11 protein-coding genes are annotated in these 14159 nt (G+C 60.3%); 6 read left to right on the top strand and 5 right to left on the bottom strand.

Annotated features, from left to right (window positions below):
* Positions 1-4: 4 nt before the first annotated feature.
* Entirely contained in the window at positions 5-262 is a 258-nt protein-coding gene (locus tag PG888_RS10610; protein WP_042057607.1) for a DUF2442 domain-containing protein, read from the bottom strand.
* 259 nt (positions 263-521) lie between these two features.
* Here PG888_RS10610 and PG888_RS10605 point away from each other — a divergent pair, with 259 nt between their 5' ends.
* Complete coding sequence (locus PG888_RS10605; RefSeq protein WP_234605316.1) at positions 522-2486, top strand: LTA synthase family protein; 1965 nt, start codon at positions 522-524, stop codon at positions 2484-2486.
* 91 nt (positions 2487-2577) lie between these two features.
* Here the strand turns inward: PG888_RS10605 and PG888_RS10600 are convergent, their stop codons facing one another.
* Positions 2578-3048: an Lrp/AsnC family transcriptional regulator gene (locus PG888_RS10600; protein ID WP_005336001.1), complete on the bottom strand. Its 471-nt coding sequence runs from the start codon at positions 3046-3048 to the stop codon at positions 2578-2580.
* Between the two features lie 143 nt (positions 3049-3191).
* Here PG888_RS10600 and PG888_RS10595 point away from each other — a divergent pair, with 143 nt between their 5' ends.
* Entirely contained in the window at positions 3192-3710 is a 519-nt protein-coding gene (locus PG888_RS10595; protein WP_234605315.1) for a cyclin-dependent kinase inhibitor 3 family protein, read from the top strand.
* Here the strand turns inward: PG888_RS10595 and metA are convergent, their stop codons facing one another.
* Complete coding sequence (gene metA, locus PG888_RS10590) at positions 3711-4658, bottom strand: homoserine O-acetyltransferase MetA (protein ID WP_042057613.1); 948 nt, start codon at positions 4656-4658, stop codon at positions 3711-3713. It abuts the gene before it with no gap.
* A gap of 144 nt (positions 4659-4802) precedes the next feature.
* Here metA and PG888_RS10585 point away from each other — a divergent pair, with 144 nt between their 5' ends.
* From PG888_RS10585 to yidA, 4 genes are all read left to right on the top strand, one after another.
* Positions 4803-6041: an HD-GYP domain-containing protein gene (locus PG888_RS10585; protein WP_182938335.1), complete on the top strand. Its 1239-nt coding sequence runs from the start codon at positions 4803-4805 to the stop codon at positions 6039-6041.
* A 53-nt stretch (positions 6042-6094) separates the two neighbouring features.
* Positions 6095-7243, top strand: a complete 1149-nt coding sequence (locus tag PG888_RS10580; RefSeq protein ID WP_234605313.1) for a CinA family nicotinamide mononucleotide deamidase-related protein — start codon at positions 6095-6097, stop codon at positions 7241-7243.
* A 267-nt stretch (positions 7244-7510) separates the two neighbouring features.
* Complete coding sequence (locus PG888_RS10575) at positions 7511-9178, top strand: DUF342 domain-containing protein (RefSeq protein WP_323886284.1); 1668 nt, start codon at positions 7511-7513, stop codon at positions 9176-9178.
* A gap of 102 nt (positions 9179-9280) precedes the next feature.
* A complete protein-coding gene (gene yidA, locus PG888_RS10570) occupies positions 9281-10090 on the top strand; it encodes a sugar-phosphatase (RefSeq protein ID WP_042657278.1) in 810 nt (269 codons plus the stop codon).
* A gap of 113 nt (positions 10091-10203) precedes the next feature.
* On the opposite strand, the gene PG888_RS10565 is transcribed toward yidA, so the two are convergent.
* On the bottom strand, positions 10204-13287 hold the full coding sequence (locus tag PG888_RS10565; RefSeq protein ID WP_234605311.1) for a transglycosylase domain-containing protein: 3084 nt from the start codon (positions 13285-13287) through the stop codon (positions 10204-10206).
* Positions 13288-13495: 208 nt separating this feature from the next.
* Positions 13496-13813, bottom strand: coding sequence for a PTS system regulator TmaR (gene tmaR / locus PG888_RS10560; protein WP_033136060.1), 318 nt, complete (start codon positions 13811-13813; stop codon positions 13496-13498).
* Positions 13814-14159 lie beyond the last annotated feature (346 nt).

The raw sequence follows: 14159 nt of genomic DNA, 5'->3' as shown, positions 1-14159 counted from the left end.
TGGATTAGCTGAAGGCTTCCCGTTCATCGATGGGGGAGATCAGGTGATAAACCTCGTGGGCAGACAAGGTGCATCCGACAGGCCACTCCAGCTGGTGGTGACGGTTGATGAAGACCCTGGCACAGTGGCGTTCGCTCTCCAGCTTTGCAAACAGCGGCTGACCTCGCCAGGGGGTCAGATCCAGCACGCCCGTGGTGCCATCCGATAACACCACAAACAGGCGCCATCCCTGCACATACTCGACATCGATAAAGACCGGCATCCCTTCGGCTCCGATTGAGATTATTCGCGGCAATTATAAATGGAGTCCCCCCTTCCATTCGCGCTGCGGCTCACATTTTATCCAGCAGCTTATTCTGCACTCAGTAACCGGTCGAGTTCACACTTTTAGATAAGCGATATGTTAATTGCCTCTTTTGGCAAGATAGAGTGCAACCTTATCCGCATCTGCCTGTCATAAAAGCACAACAAATAAAAAAGCGTCTGTGGACAGACGCTTACAGGCCCAATCAGGAACAAACATGACAGCTCTAAAACAGCGACTCGGCCCGTTTTGGCCCTTCGCCATCTTCTGCGCGCTCGCGCTCTTCTCTCTCTCTTTCAGTCGAATTGCCCTCGGTGTCTGGCAACTGGAACGGGTGGATGCCGTGGCCGGTTGGCAGGAGATGCTGCTGCAAGGGATCCGGGTCGATTTTGCGACCCTCTGCTGGGTCTGGGGCGTCCCAGCCATGCTCACCCTGCTGCTGGCAGGCCCCCACGCCATCGGTCGCGGCTGGCTGCAACTGATGCGCGTGTGGCTGACCGTCGGGTTCTGGCTGATGCTGTTCCTCGAGATCTCCACCCCCTCTTTCGTCACCGAATATGGCGTGCGCCCCAACCGCCTCTATGTGGAGTACCTCATCTATCCGAAAGAGGTGCTCTCCATGTTGTGGGCGGGCCGCAAAGCCGAGCTGCTGCTGGCAGTGCTCTTCAGTGGCGCCGTGCTGGCCGGTGGCTGGTGGTTGAGCGGCCGTCTGGTGCGTGGCCTCAGCTTCCCGCGCTGGTATCTGCGTCCGGCCTTCGCCCTGCTCATTCTGGCCATCGGTTTTCTCGGTGCCCGCTCCAGTCTCGGCCACCGCGCCCTGAACCCGGCCATGGTCGCCTTTGCCGAGGATCCGTTGGTCAACTCGCTCACCGTCAACTCCGCCTACTCCCTCTTCTTTGCCATCAAGCAGATGGGTGCCGAGGAGGATGCCAGCCAGTTTTACGGCAAGATGTCCGAGCAGAAGGTGCTCGACATCATGCGCAAGGAGAGTGGCCGTCCGGCCAGTGATTTCAACTCCGATCTGCTGCCCAGCCAGACCTTCAATGAGGCAAGCTTCCAGGGCAAACCGAAGAATCTGGTGATCCTGCTGCAGGAGAGCCTGGGTGCCCAGTTTGTCGGCTCCCTCGGTGGCCTGCCGCTCACCCCCAACATCGATGCGCTGTCGCAGCAGGGCTGGGCGTTCGAGCAGCTCTACGCCACCGGCACCCGCTCGGTACGCGGTATCGAGGCGGTACTGACCGGCTTCACGCCGACCCCGGCGCAGGCGGTGGTCAAACTCGGCAAGAGCCAGACCAACTTCTTTACCATCGCGGATCTGCTCAAACAGCGGGGTTACGACACCAGCTTTATCTACGGGGGCGAGAGCCACTTCGACAATATGCGCAGCTTCTTCCTCGGCAACGGCTTCACCACCATCGTCGAGCAGAAGGATTTCGACAATCCGGTGTTCAAGGGCTCATGGGGCGCCTCCGATGAGGATCTGATGGCCAAGGCCGACGAGACCTTCAAGGCGCTGCACAAGGAGGGCAAACCCTTCTTCAGTCTGGTATTCAGCTCCAGCAACCACGATCCGTTCGAATTCCCGGACAACCGCATCGAACTGTTCGAGCAACCCAAGCAGACCCGCAACAACGCGGCCAAGTATGCGGATTACGCCATCGGCGAGTTCTTCAAGAAGGCGAAACAGTCCGAATACTGGAAGGACACCCTGTTCCTGGTGATCGCCGACCACGACAGCCGGGTCGGTGGTGCCAGCCTGGTGCCCATCCCCCGCTTCCATATCCCCGGCGTCATCGTCGGTGACGGCATAACGCCGAAGAAGGATCCACGCATCGTCAGCCAGATCGACATGGCGCCGACCCTGCTCTCCCTGATGGGGATCAGTGCCGACTACCCCATGCTGGGCAAGGATCTGACCCGCATGCCTGCCGACTGGCCGGGGCGCGCCATCATGCAGTACGACAAGAACTTCGCCCTGATGCGCGGCAAGGATGTGGTGATCCTGCAACCGGAACGCGCGGCGGAAGGCTATGTCTACGATGATGCCAGCGAGAAGCTGACCCCGGCAGCGCAACCGGACGCCTTGAAGGAGGATGCGCTTGGTTTGGCGCTGTGGGGCAGCATGGCCTATCAGAAGAGTCTCTATCAGACGGCCAAGGATGAACGCACCGCCGCCAATTGAGCCGCCCGTGCTGATTCAACCGATAGCAAAATAGAAAAAACCGCCAGCTGGCGGTTTTTTCCATCTCCCCATACTGCCGGCCCACAGGCCATTATGGCTGGGGAAAGCAGGGCAGGGAGCGGCTGAACTTGTGCTCGAACACCAGCGAAGTTTCGAGGTGCACCACCTCCTCGCGGGAGGTGAAGTGGTCAAAGACGAAGTTACGCAGGTGCTCGGTGTCGGAGACACACAGGTGCACCAGAAAATCATCCTTGCCCCCCATGTGGAACAGGCTGATCACTTCGGGCAGCGCCAGAATGGCATCGCGGAAGGCATCGATGATCTGGCGGCTGTGACGGGCCAGTTGCAGGGAGACCATGGCCTGAATGTGGCCACCCAGGGCCTGATAATCCACTTCGCAGTGAGCGCCCTTGAGCACGCCATCCTGCTGCAACTTGCGCACCCGCTCCAGACAGGTGGAGGGGGCAACGCCCACCAGCGCGGCCAGATCCTTGTTGGTCATGCCCGCATCCCGAAACAGATGGGCCAGGATATCCAAATCCAGTTGATCCAGGTTTCTCATCTTAACTCCTTGAACCGCTCAATTTTTTAGACTCTGCCCGTAAACCGGGGCAAACACAACGGCCATTGACATCCCCCCTGCCCCGCCTATCCTTGGCGCCATTCACCGGCCGCGGCCCTGCGGCCACCACGCGAGGATCCGCCATGCACCCGTTTCACCCCTTCTGGAGCCTTGAGGTTCCCCGTGTCGATGGCCAGTTACTGCTGACTCCCTGCCCCGGCACCCAGCAGGTGCCGCTGACCCTGGCGCTCGATCAGCTGCGGTTGGCCGGTGCCCACGGGGTGGTGACCCTGATGACGAGCGCCGAATTGATCCGACTCGAACTGGCGCCGCTCGGCCAGCAGGTCGAGCACGAAGGGATGCGCTGGTTCCATCTGCCCATCGAGGATGATCTGGCCCCCGACGCTACCTTCGAGGCCGCTTGGCAACAGGCACTGCCGCAGTTGCGCGAGCTGCTGGGGGATGGCAAGCATCTGGTCATCCACTGCAAAGGGGGCAGCGGTCGTACCGGTCTGGTCGCCGCCGCGCTGCTGATGACCTTCGGCCAGCCACAGCAAGAGGCGATGGCCGCCATCAAGGCCCACAGACCCAAGGCGTTCACATTGGCCTGCCACCGCCAATGGCTCGACCAGCTGGCCGAGCGGCTGGAGCAGCGCGACTGACTACTTGCCCCCTTGGTCGTAGGTGAAGACCTTGCCAATATCCTCCACCCGATAGCTGGTGAGCTGATAGACGTAGTAGTTGAGCCAGTTGGCAAACAGCAGATGACCATGGCTGCGCCAGCTGGCGCGCGGGGTCTGGCCCGGATCGTTATTCGGGTAGTAGTTGACCGGAATGGCCGGGTCGAGCCCCGCCGCCAGATCCCGCTGATACTCCCCGTCCAGCGTCAGGGCATCGTACTCCGGGTGCCCGGTGACAAACACCTGACGACAATCCTTGGTTGCCGCCAGATAGACCCCCGCCTCTTCTGACTCGGCAAAAATCTGCAAGTCGGTGTGAGCACGAATAAGATCACCATCAAACGCCGCGTAACGGGAGTGGGGCGCGACGAACTCGTCGTCGAAACCGCGCAGCAGCGGCTCATGCTCGTCGAGGCGATGGTGGCGGTAAACCCCGGAGAGCTTCTCGCCGTGGGTCTGCTTCTCCATGCCATAGAGCGCCTTGAGCGCCGCCTGTACCGCCCAGCAGAGGAACAGGGTGGAGGTGACATGCTGATGAGACCACTCGATGATCTCGACGATGCGTGGCCAGTAGACCACCTCCTCGAACTCCACCAGCCCGAGCGGCGCCCCGGTGATGATCATGCCGTCGTAGTTGTTGCCACGCACCTGCTCAAAGTCGTGATAGAAGTTCTCAAGATGCGCCTGTGGCGTGTTCTTCGACTCCCTGTCATCGATGCGCAGCAGATCCACATCCACCTGCAGCGGCGAGTTGGAGAGCATCCGCATCAGCTGGATCTCGGTCTCAATCTTCTTGGGCATCAGGTTGAGGATCAACACCCGCAGCGGGCGGATGTTCTGGGTGACGGCCCGGGATTCCGTCATCACGAAGATGTTCTCCTGCCCCAGCACTTCGGCGGCGGGTAACTGATCCGGGATCTTGATCGGCATGCTTACTCCCTGTACTGCATCGGTAAATATGTCTGGACATCCAGAAGCCTATAATAAAGCTCCCGCCCTGTCATCAGATACCTTTTGTATTCACCCCCGCCTTTGACTAGCATACGGCTCAGTGTCTCTCCTGCTTCCAAGATAATGACCGGTATCAAGATTTCCGTAGATCGACTGCAAGTCGGCAACTATGTCTCCCTGCCACTGGGGTGGCGCGAACACCCGTTCCTGTTTTCCAGCTTCAAGATCAAAAGTGAAGAGGAGATCGAGCTGATCCGCCGGCTCGGCCTGAAACTGGTCACCATCATTCCCGACAAGAGCGACGTCCCGCCAAAACCCCTCAGTCAGGTACAGCCTCAGCCACAAGAGAGCTCGGACGCCGCCCAGCGGCAGGCCCAGATGCAACAGGAGAAGGATCGCCGCATCGAGCAGTTGCAACAGTACCGCCGCGATCTGCAGCAGTGCGAGAAGCAGTTCCAGCAGTCGCTGGCGCAGGTGCGCAGCGTGATGAGCAAGATCCAGTCCCGCCCCCTCAACGCCATCGGCGAGGCGCAGGAGCTGATCAACGCCATGACCGAGCAGTTGCTCGCGGTGGACGAGATGGTGCTCCATCTGGTCTCCGACGGCGAGGATGGCAACAACCTCTACTTCCACTCCCTCAACGTCAGCGTGCTCAGCATGCTGCTGGCCAAGGAGTGCTGCATGTCAGCCGACCAGATCCGTCAGGTCGGCATGGGTGCGCTGTTCCACGATATCGGCAAGCTGAAGATCCCGAGCCAGATCCTGCGCAAGACCGAGCCGCTGACCAAGCCGGAGCAGAACCTGATGGCCCAGCATCCGCGCTACGGCCTCGACCTGCTCAATCTGGCCAAGGATTTCCCCGCCGAGGCGAAGGGGATCGTGCTCCATCACCACGAATATCTCGATGGCAGCGGGCCGGAAGGGCTCAAGGGTGGCCAGCTCGATCCGCTCACCCAGATGGTGTCGCTGATCAACGAGTACGATAACCTCTGCCACATGCAGGCCAAGGTGCCCTACTCGGCCCTGAGCGGCCTCTACAAGCAGCGCAAGGCGCAGTTCAATCCGGAGTACCTCAGCATGCTGATCCGGTTGATGGGGATCTATCCCCCCGGCAGCGTGGTACAACTCTCCAACGGTCAGGTCGGGCTGGTGATGTCGGTCAACGCCTCGCGCCTGCTCTATCCCTCGGTGCTGGTCTATGATCCGCGCATTCCCCGTCAGGAAGCGGCCATCATCGACCTGCAGCAGGCCGAACTGTCGATCGCCAAGGTGATCCACCCCAAACGGCTGCCGCCCGCCGTGTTCGAGTATCTCAATCCGCGTACCCGGATCAGCTACTACTTCGAGCACAACAAAGCCTGATTGTGCTGGCCCCAGGCCAACCATTGTCACCCGTTTCACCCAAGGAGCCCGCCATGCGTATCGAGATCATCAGTACCGGAGACGAAATAGTGACGGGTCTGGTGGTGGATACCAATGCGGCCTGGCTCAGCGCACTGCTGCTGGAACAGGGGTGGCAGGTGCGCCGTCGCCTGACGGTAGGGGACAACCTCGCCGACCTGAAAAGCGTGCTGCAGGAGAGTGCCAGCCGCGCCGAGGTGGTGCTGGTGTGCGGCGGGCTCGGGCCCACTGCCGACGACCTGACCGCTCAGGCCGCCGCCGAGGCCTTCGCCCAGCCGCTCATCCTCTTCCCAGACTGGCTCGCCACCATCACGGCCCGCTACGCCAGCCGTGGCCGCCCGATGGCACAGAGCAATGCCAAGCAGGCCTGGCTGCCACAGGGGTGCGAGCTCCTCGACAACCCGGTCGGTACCGCCTGCGGCTTTGTGGTGCGAAGTGGTCAGAGCCAGCTCTTCTTCACCCCGGGCGTGCCGTTCGAGTTCAAGCAGATGGTGCGCGAGCAGATTCTGCCGCGTCTCAAACAGCTGGCCGGTGCACAGATCGATACCGAGCTGCGTCGCTTTTACACCTTCGGCGTCTCGGAATCGGCCCTCAGCGATATACTGGATGCCGCCCCCTGGCCCACCGGCATCGAGCTCGGTTACCGCTCCGCGATGCCCCTTATCGAGCTGAAGCTGATCGGCCACGGCGCCAGCGCCGCAGACATGGAGAGCGCCGAGCACCGGCTGCTGAACAGGATCCGCCCCTGGCTGATTGGCAGCGGAGATACGGAGCCGGCGCAGCAGATCCTCGCGCTGCTGCAAGGCAAACCGCTGGCTCTGCTGGAGGGGGAGAGCGGCGGCGCACTACTGGCGCTTTGTCACGGCCATCACCGGCTGGAGGCCAACTTCAGTACGCAACTGGCCGATGAGCTGGCGCAACTGCCGACAACCGATGCGGACCTGCAACTGACCATAGGGCGAGAGGGCTCTGAGGGTGTACCACTGCTGCTCTGCGCCGATGGCCAGCAGATTGGCCAGACGCTCAAGGTCAGCCACCCTGACCCGGAGAGCCGCCGCAAGATCCTCGCCTTTGCCGCGCTCGACATGCTGCGTCGCCATCTGCTGGGTGAGCCGGTGCTCGGCGATTACCTCACGTTGACCAGAACGGCGCAGCGCAGCTGATAGCCTACCCCCGCCAGCGCTCCCTATGTCGCTGGCAGGGATCCCCTGCCGCGATCCGGCGAACCACCCTGCCCCATTGCCGAACAACGCCCGAATTTATCCGGCCATCATCACCGATTTGACCTCAATCCATTGACCATTCAGAAGAAATATCTGAATACTGCCCACTCTCAAGATTGACGACTCGCTTTATTAATCACTGAGAGATTAAATGACAGTAGAGGGGGGAAAAACGCGTACCCCTCTCCCACCTGGCAAGGAGATACGGTGTTAAGCAAAGAGTGGCTGCTGCTATCAAACGACATGGAACTGGTCTGCCTGCGGATTGCCGCCGGTCTCACCAAACCGGTCACGGAACAGGATGTGCAAGCTCTGCTGCTCGCTTCCAACTGTCGCCGCTATCAGCCGCTGAATGAGGGGATCAAACAGGCCATCAGCCTGCTCAATACCCTGCTCACCAACCCTGCCGCCCCCGTGCCCGCCAGCCCGATCCCTGTAGGTAAACGTCAGGATGCCCGACTCGCCGTGATGATAGAGAAGGATCGCATGAGTGCAATCGCCCAGATCACCGCCGACTGGGGGGGAAAGTATGTGACTCTGGAACAGCTGCAAGAGGCGATCGCCCTCAGCGAGATCAAACAGGGGGTCAGCGAGCAGCTACTCACCGCTGCCATCCAATCGGCCAAAGAGGCAGCCCCCGGTACTCTGCTCAAGCTGGTCATTGCCCGTGGCCAGCCTGCCGTCAATGGTCAGGACACCCGCTACGAGCGGCTGGTGGAGACCCCGGCCGAGCGGATCCTCAAACCGCAGGAGCTGGATCATGGCAAGGTCGACCTGCGGGATCTCGGCTCCCTTGTCACCGTCAAAGCCGGTGCTCCGCTGATGCGCCGTCATCCGGCCACCGTCGGGGTGCCCGGCTTTACCGTGACCGGTCAGGATCTGCCCGCCAAAGATGGCAAGGACAGCCCGATGAGCGCAGGCGAAGGCACTTATATCTCTCCCGACGATCCCGACCTGCTGATCGCCAGTCGCGCGGGACTGCCCTGTCAGGAGAAGGCGGGCATGAAGGTGGACGAGGTACTCAGCGTCAAGCAGGTGGATGCCCGTCACGGTCACATTGCGTTTGAAGGGGGATTAATCGTCAGCGGTGACGTCAACCCCGGCATGAAAGTGCGGGTCAGCGGCGATATCGTCATCGGCGGCTTTATCGAAGGGGGCCTGATCGAGGCTGGTGGCAGCATCACGGTACGCCACGGCATCATTGGCCGCCGCAACGAACAGGGGGAGTACCTCTGCCAGCTCAATGCCCAGGGGGAGATCCACGCCAGCTACGCCCAGTATGCCCAACTGGAAGCGGGGGGCGATATCCAGATCCAGAGCCAACTCAGCCACTGCTACAGCCGCAGCGGACAAGATATCAAGGTGGGCGATAGCAACATGCGCAAAGGCAATCTGCTGGGGGGTACCTGCATTGCCAATCGCCTGATCATGGCGCCGAGTCTGGGTGCCGAGGCCGCCAACCATACCCGGCTGCAGATCCTCGGCGGCTACTTCACCCACAAGGAGCAGGAGCACCAGCTCAAGTTGCGCCAGCTGGAGTGTCAGGCCCAGCTCGACAAGATCAAAGCGCTGGTGATGAAACTGCTGCAACTGCCCAGCGACAAGCGTAACCCGGAAACCCTGCGCAAAATCAAACCGATCCGGGATCACCATCTTGCCGAGCTGACCCTGATCCACGAGCAGCTCACAGCAAATTCTGAAGAGCTGCAAAACTTGATGGCACAAATGGAGGTTATTGCCACCCAACACCTCTTCTCCGGCATAGAGGTCGAGATGGCCAGCTTCAAGCGCAGGGTCACCATCACCCGGGGCCCCACTCGCCTGGCCATCCACGACGAAGCACTGGAGATGACCCCGTACGAGGGGCACAGCTAAAGCAAGACCAGCCCGTCGCCCGTGATCCCGCCGCCGATTTTCGCTACACTCGCCACTTCCTTGGCCCCACCGGGCGGGCCACCCAGACTCAGGTAGTGAGAGATGTACAAGCTGATCGCATTGGATATGGATGGCACCCTGCTCAACCCGCAGGGCCAGATTACTCCCCGCACCCACGCCGCCATCAGCGCTGCGCGCGCCAAAGGGGTTACTGTGGTACTGGCCTCCGGCCGCCCGCTGGAAGGGATGAGCCGCTATCTGGCCGAGCTCGGCCTCACCACCGAAGATGATTACGTCATCTGCTACAACGGCGCCCTGGTGCAACAGGTGGCCGATCAGCGCATCATCCGCAGCCAGCTGCTGACCGGCAGTGACGCCAGCGCCGTCGCCAGACTGGCTGACGAGCTGGAGGTGAACGTTCACGGTTTCTCGGTCACCCAGGGCCTGATCAGTCCCCGTGTCAGCACCTACACCGAGCACGAATCCCGCCTGATCGGCATGCCGATCAATCTGATCGACTTCGCCACCCTGCCTGCCGACGAGCAGATCATGAAGGTGATGATGATCGACGAGCCGCCCCAGCTCTCCCGCGCCATCGAGCAGCTGCCTGCGGAGCTCTATGAGCGCTATACCGTGGTACAGAGTGCTCCCTTCTTCCTCGAGTTCATGCACAAGCACAGCAACAAGGGAACCGGCGTTGCCGCGCTGGCCGAGCACCTTGGCCTGACCGCCGGGCAGGTGATCTGCGTCGGAGATGCTGGCAACGACCACCACATGATCGAGTACGCTGGCCTTGGGGTTGCGATGGGCAATGCCACTGACGAGATCAAAGCTCTCGCCCAGCACACCACAGCACGCAACGATGAAGATGGCGTTGCCCGGGTGATCGAGCAGTTCGTGCTGAACGTCTGATCGCTTCGGCGCCGCCGCTGCGCCCGCGGCGGAAAAGAGAACGGGGAGGCTGTCAGCCTCCCCGTTTTTTTGTCTGGTTAGTTATCGATGTGCTTAGCTGCAATCAACCCGTATCACTGGTTCGCCAAGCACTGGGTATGGGATCCCGGCTGCAGATAAGGTATCAGCAGCGGAGCCATCCCCTTGAGTACTTGCACCGGCAGCGCCGAGGTGAAGCGGAACTTGTCGGACTGGCTACCCGGCACATAGGCGGTCAGGGTACCGAAGTGATCCTCACCCAGATAGAAGACGAAGGTCGCGGTACGGTTGCGCGCCAGCGAGCTGGTCACGTTGCCATAACGGCCCACGGTCTCAATCCGGTTATCCCCGGTCCCGGTCTTGCCACCCATTTGCAGCACAGTGCCATCAGGCAGGGTAAATGCCCCGGCGATACGTCTTGCCGTACCCCCTTCCACCACCTTGGAGAGCGCATTACGCAGGGCGGTCGCGACCTCAACAGGCAGAACCCTGGTGCCTTCGGCATGGGTCGGTTCGAACTCGGTCTCGAAAGGCGTCCCCTTGGCGAACGAGAGGTGCTCGATACGCAGGGTCGGCGAACGGACTCCGCCATTCTGGATAATCCCCATCAGCTCGGCCAGCGCAGCCGGGCGATCACCTGAGCTGCCCAGAGCCGTCGCCAGCGAGGGCACCAGATGGTCGAACGGATAACCGAGCTTGGCCCAACGCTGATGAATATCGAGGAACGCCTCAACCTCCAGCATGGTGCGGATCCGGCTGTCACGGGCACTGCGATGGCGGGTCTTGAACAGCCAGCTGTAGACCTCCTGGCGCTCGTCACGGCTGGCCGCCACCGCATCGGCAAAGGTCGCCTTGTCAAACTCCTTGAGATAGGCCAGCAGCCACAGCTCCAAGGGGTGCACCCGGGCGATATAGCCCTGATCCGGCAGTGAATACTTGCCAGGGCCATAGCTGACATAGAGCTGATTGATCCGCTTCGCGCTCAGCTTCTCCCGCGGCAACCGTTCCGCCAGGAAGGCGGCAAAGGTCGCCTCATTGGCATCCGGCATCAGGTAGCGGTGAACCGCAGCCAGACGCACCGCGCTCGGCTTGAGTCCGTCGAGGAAGGTATCGAGCTGCTCCTCGGGGGTCTTGCCGCGATATTTGCGCCAGAAGCGCAGCAGATAGGTCTGCCCCTCTTTGTCGGCAAATTTGGCCAGATACTCCTGACGACGGGGATCCTTGTCATCCTTGAGCAACTGGGCACGATTCCCCTCCTTGTAGAGGCTGTAGCGCACGATATCGCGCATCAGCCGCACAAACGGCAGGTTGATGGACTCGCGCAGCGCATCGCGGATGGGGGGAATACGCCCGTTATCCTCACGGCGGAAGTTGTTGAAAGTGTGCATGCCACCACCGGTAAAGAACCCTTCGTTGGGGCTGGCGGAGTATTTGCGATCCAGCGCCGCGTCCAGCATCACCGGCAGGCTCTTGTCCTGAGCCGTCATCAGATAGGAGATGGCCCAGCGGCTGAGGTTGTCCTGAGAGGCCGACGCGAGTTTGCGCAGACTATCGGGCGACATGCCCGCATAGTTGTCGTGCAGCTCGGCCACGATCTCCAGATAGGTGGTCAGCACCCGCAACTTGGCGGTTGAGCCCAACTCCAGCTTGGAACCTTCGTTGATATCGAACGGTTGATCGGTGTTGTCAGTCTGCACCCGCACCTTGAACCCTTCCGGCGACTTCTCGAACAGGGTGAAGCTGTAGCGCACATCGCCCGTCTTCTCCGGCGAGAGCAGACGCTCACCAAACAGCCCGACCTGAGCGGCAAACGTCGGGTCGGCCAGCTGTTGCAGGTAACGGGAGATTTCGTTCTGCAGCGGCATGTTGAGGCTGGTATCGGCCGTCAGATCCATCCGGTCGAGGTCATAGAGCTGCACCCCGAGCTGACGGCTCAGGCGAGTGCGGGCAACCTGCAACCCCTTGTTGTTGTTCACCCGGGTGATGGCCGGGGACTGCAGGAAGTCACGGAACGAGATCTTGGCTTTGAGCGCCTCCTCCATCAGCGGTGGCGTGATCATCCCCTCCTGCACAAACAGGCGCAGATAGCTGTCGGTCAGATCCGCGAGCGATTCACGACCCTGCGCCAGATAGTAGGAGGGACGGCGGTGCGCAATCATCAGCGAGACCACCTGACGCAGGGCAAGCCCCTGCTCGGCGAGCGGTGCATTCTGGTTGCGGGCGGGATCCAGCAGACGGTTCACGTCATCGACGTTGGCACCAAACCAGACCCAGAGCCCATCCCCCAGACCATGCACCTCACCATATCCCGGCGCAGCCGAGAGCGGCACCGAGTTGAGGTAGGCCCAGGCGACCAGCTTGCGCGCTTCGAGGGTTTCCGGCCCGAGACGATAGGCCCGCACACTGGCAGAGGCCATCTGGCGGATCTTCTCGGTCGGCGACAGGGTCAGACCATCCGGCGAGTGGCGATACTTCTCCACCTGGGTCGCCAGGGTACTGCCACCGGCAGATTGATCCTGCATATCAAGCGCCTTGCCCACCTGGGAGAGCGCCGCCTTGGCAAAACGGGGCCAGTCGACTGCCGGGTTGGCCAGCGGCTCCTCATTGCTCAGCAGATCGCGGTTCTCGATAAACAGCAGCGACTGGATGACGAGCGGCGGAATGGAGTCAAAATCCGGATAGTGGTGGGTCGGATACTTGAATTGATAGAAGGGCTCGGCACGGCAATCGTGCAGCGTCAGTCCGGCCTGTACCTTCTCGGTATAGGGCACGAAGAAGCCACGACTGGCGTAGTCATAGAGTGCGTCGGAGAAATGCACCTGTTTGCTGACTTCATAGCCCCGTTGTAGCAGACGCTCCTGCATCATCGGCAGTTGCACATAGCCGAGCCGCTTGTCGAACGGGCCATCCTCAGGGAAGGCGATCTGCTTGCTCTGGCCTGGCTCGACCTGATAGGTGAGCTTGGCGGCATAGCGGGAGATCTCCTGAGACTGCAGCTTCGAGGTTTTCATCTCATAGCCAACCAGAGCGATCACCGCCCCCAGGCACAATAAAAAGAGAAAACAGAACAGCCAACGCCACCAGGGACGGCGCTTGCGCTTTGGGTTCCCGTCCGTGGTCTGGACAGATGAATCTTGAGATGCCACTTGTGTCAAATCCGTCTGTTCTGATGCGCCCATATCAGCCCCACCATGGTTGCGCAATTTATTGTGTTTCACTCAAGCTTAGTCTTTTCAAGTCAATGGCTTGAAACTATTGACCGCTTTGTAGTGATGGTAACAGGGCAATTCTAAAAAGGGGAGCCGATTGTTGCAGGAGTGGCAGAGATCCGAGCTGATAACAAAACACCGGCCAGTGGCCGGTGTCTCTTGAGCGAAAGCGGAACGCTTACTTGTGAGAGCTCATGCCCTTCAGTTTGGTGCTCAGCTCTTTACGCTCTTTGGAGAGCTCGGCGTTCTTGATGATGTGATCATCCACGCGCTCTTCATAGTCGGTACGCATGTTGGCAATGATCGCCTGCACATCATCAATGCTCATGCCCGGCTTGATGTAGTCGCTCAGGTTGTCGAGCAGCAGTACGCGCTTCTGGTTGTCACGGATCTTCTTCTCGTTATCCGCGATTTCACGCTTGAGTTTGTTCTGGCGACGGGACATACGCACATATTCCAGTACATCGCTGAAGGTGGACTTGTTTACTTGTTCCATATCGATACCACTGACTTAAGGTTGATAAAAACTGGCCAAGTTACACCTGAAACCCGGCAAACGCGGCGCGGGACAGGCAAACTCAAGATGCCCTTACTCTACCGAGTTATAAGCGAGATACAACCCTAATCACGCGCCATGAGCCGAGTTTGGCCAAAAGTAAACCAGTTCAAACTGGTTGAGGAACGACCAGAAAAGGGCAGGATTTATAGACAAAATAGCAAGGAGTGTAGTGGTCTAATCATCCCGGACACCATTTTAGGTGGTACAGTCGCCACCATGACCTGAGGTGTTCAATGACAAGATTACGTCGCTCATTTACTGCCGAATTCAAACTCGAAGCCGC

Origin of the sequence: Aeromonas sp. QDB23, from assembly GCF_027707745.1 — a bacterium.
Taxonomy (GTDB): domain Bacteria; phylum Pseudomonadota; class Gammaproteobacteria; order Enterobacterales; family Aeromonadaceae; genus Aeromonas; species Aeromonas allosaccharophila.
Note: the sequence above shows the minus strand (reverse complement) of the source record. Positions and strands in the feature narration are given on the sequence as shown.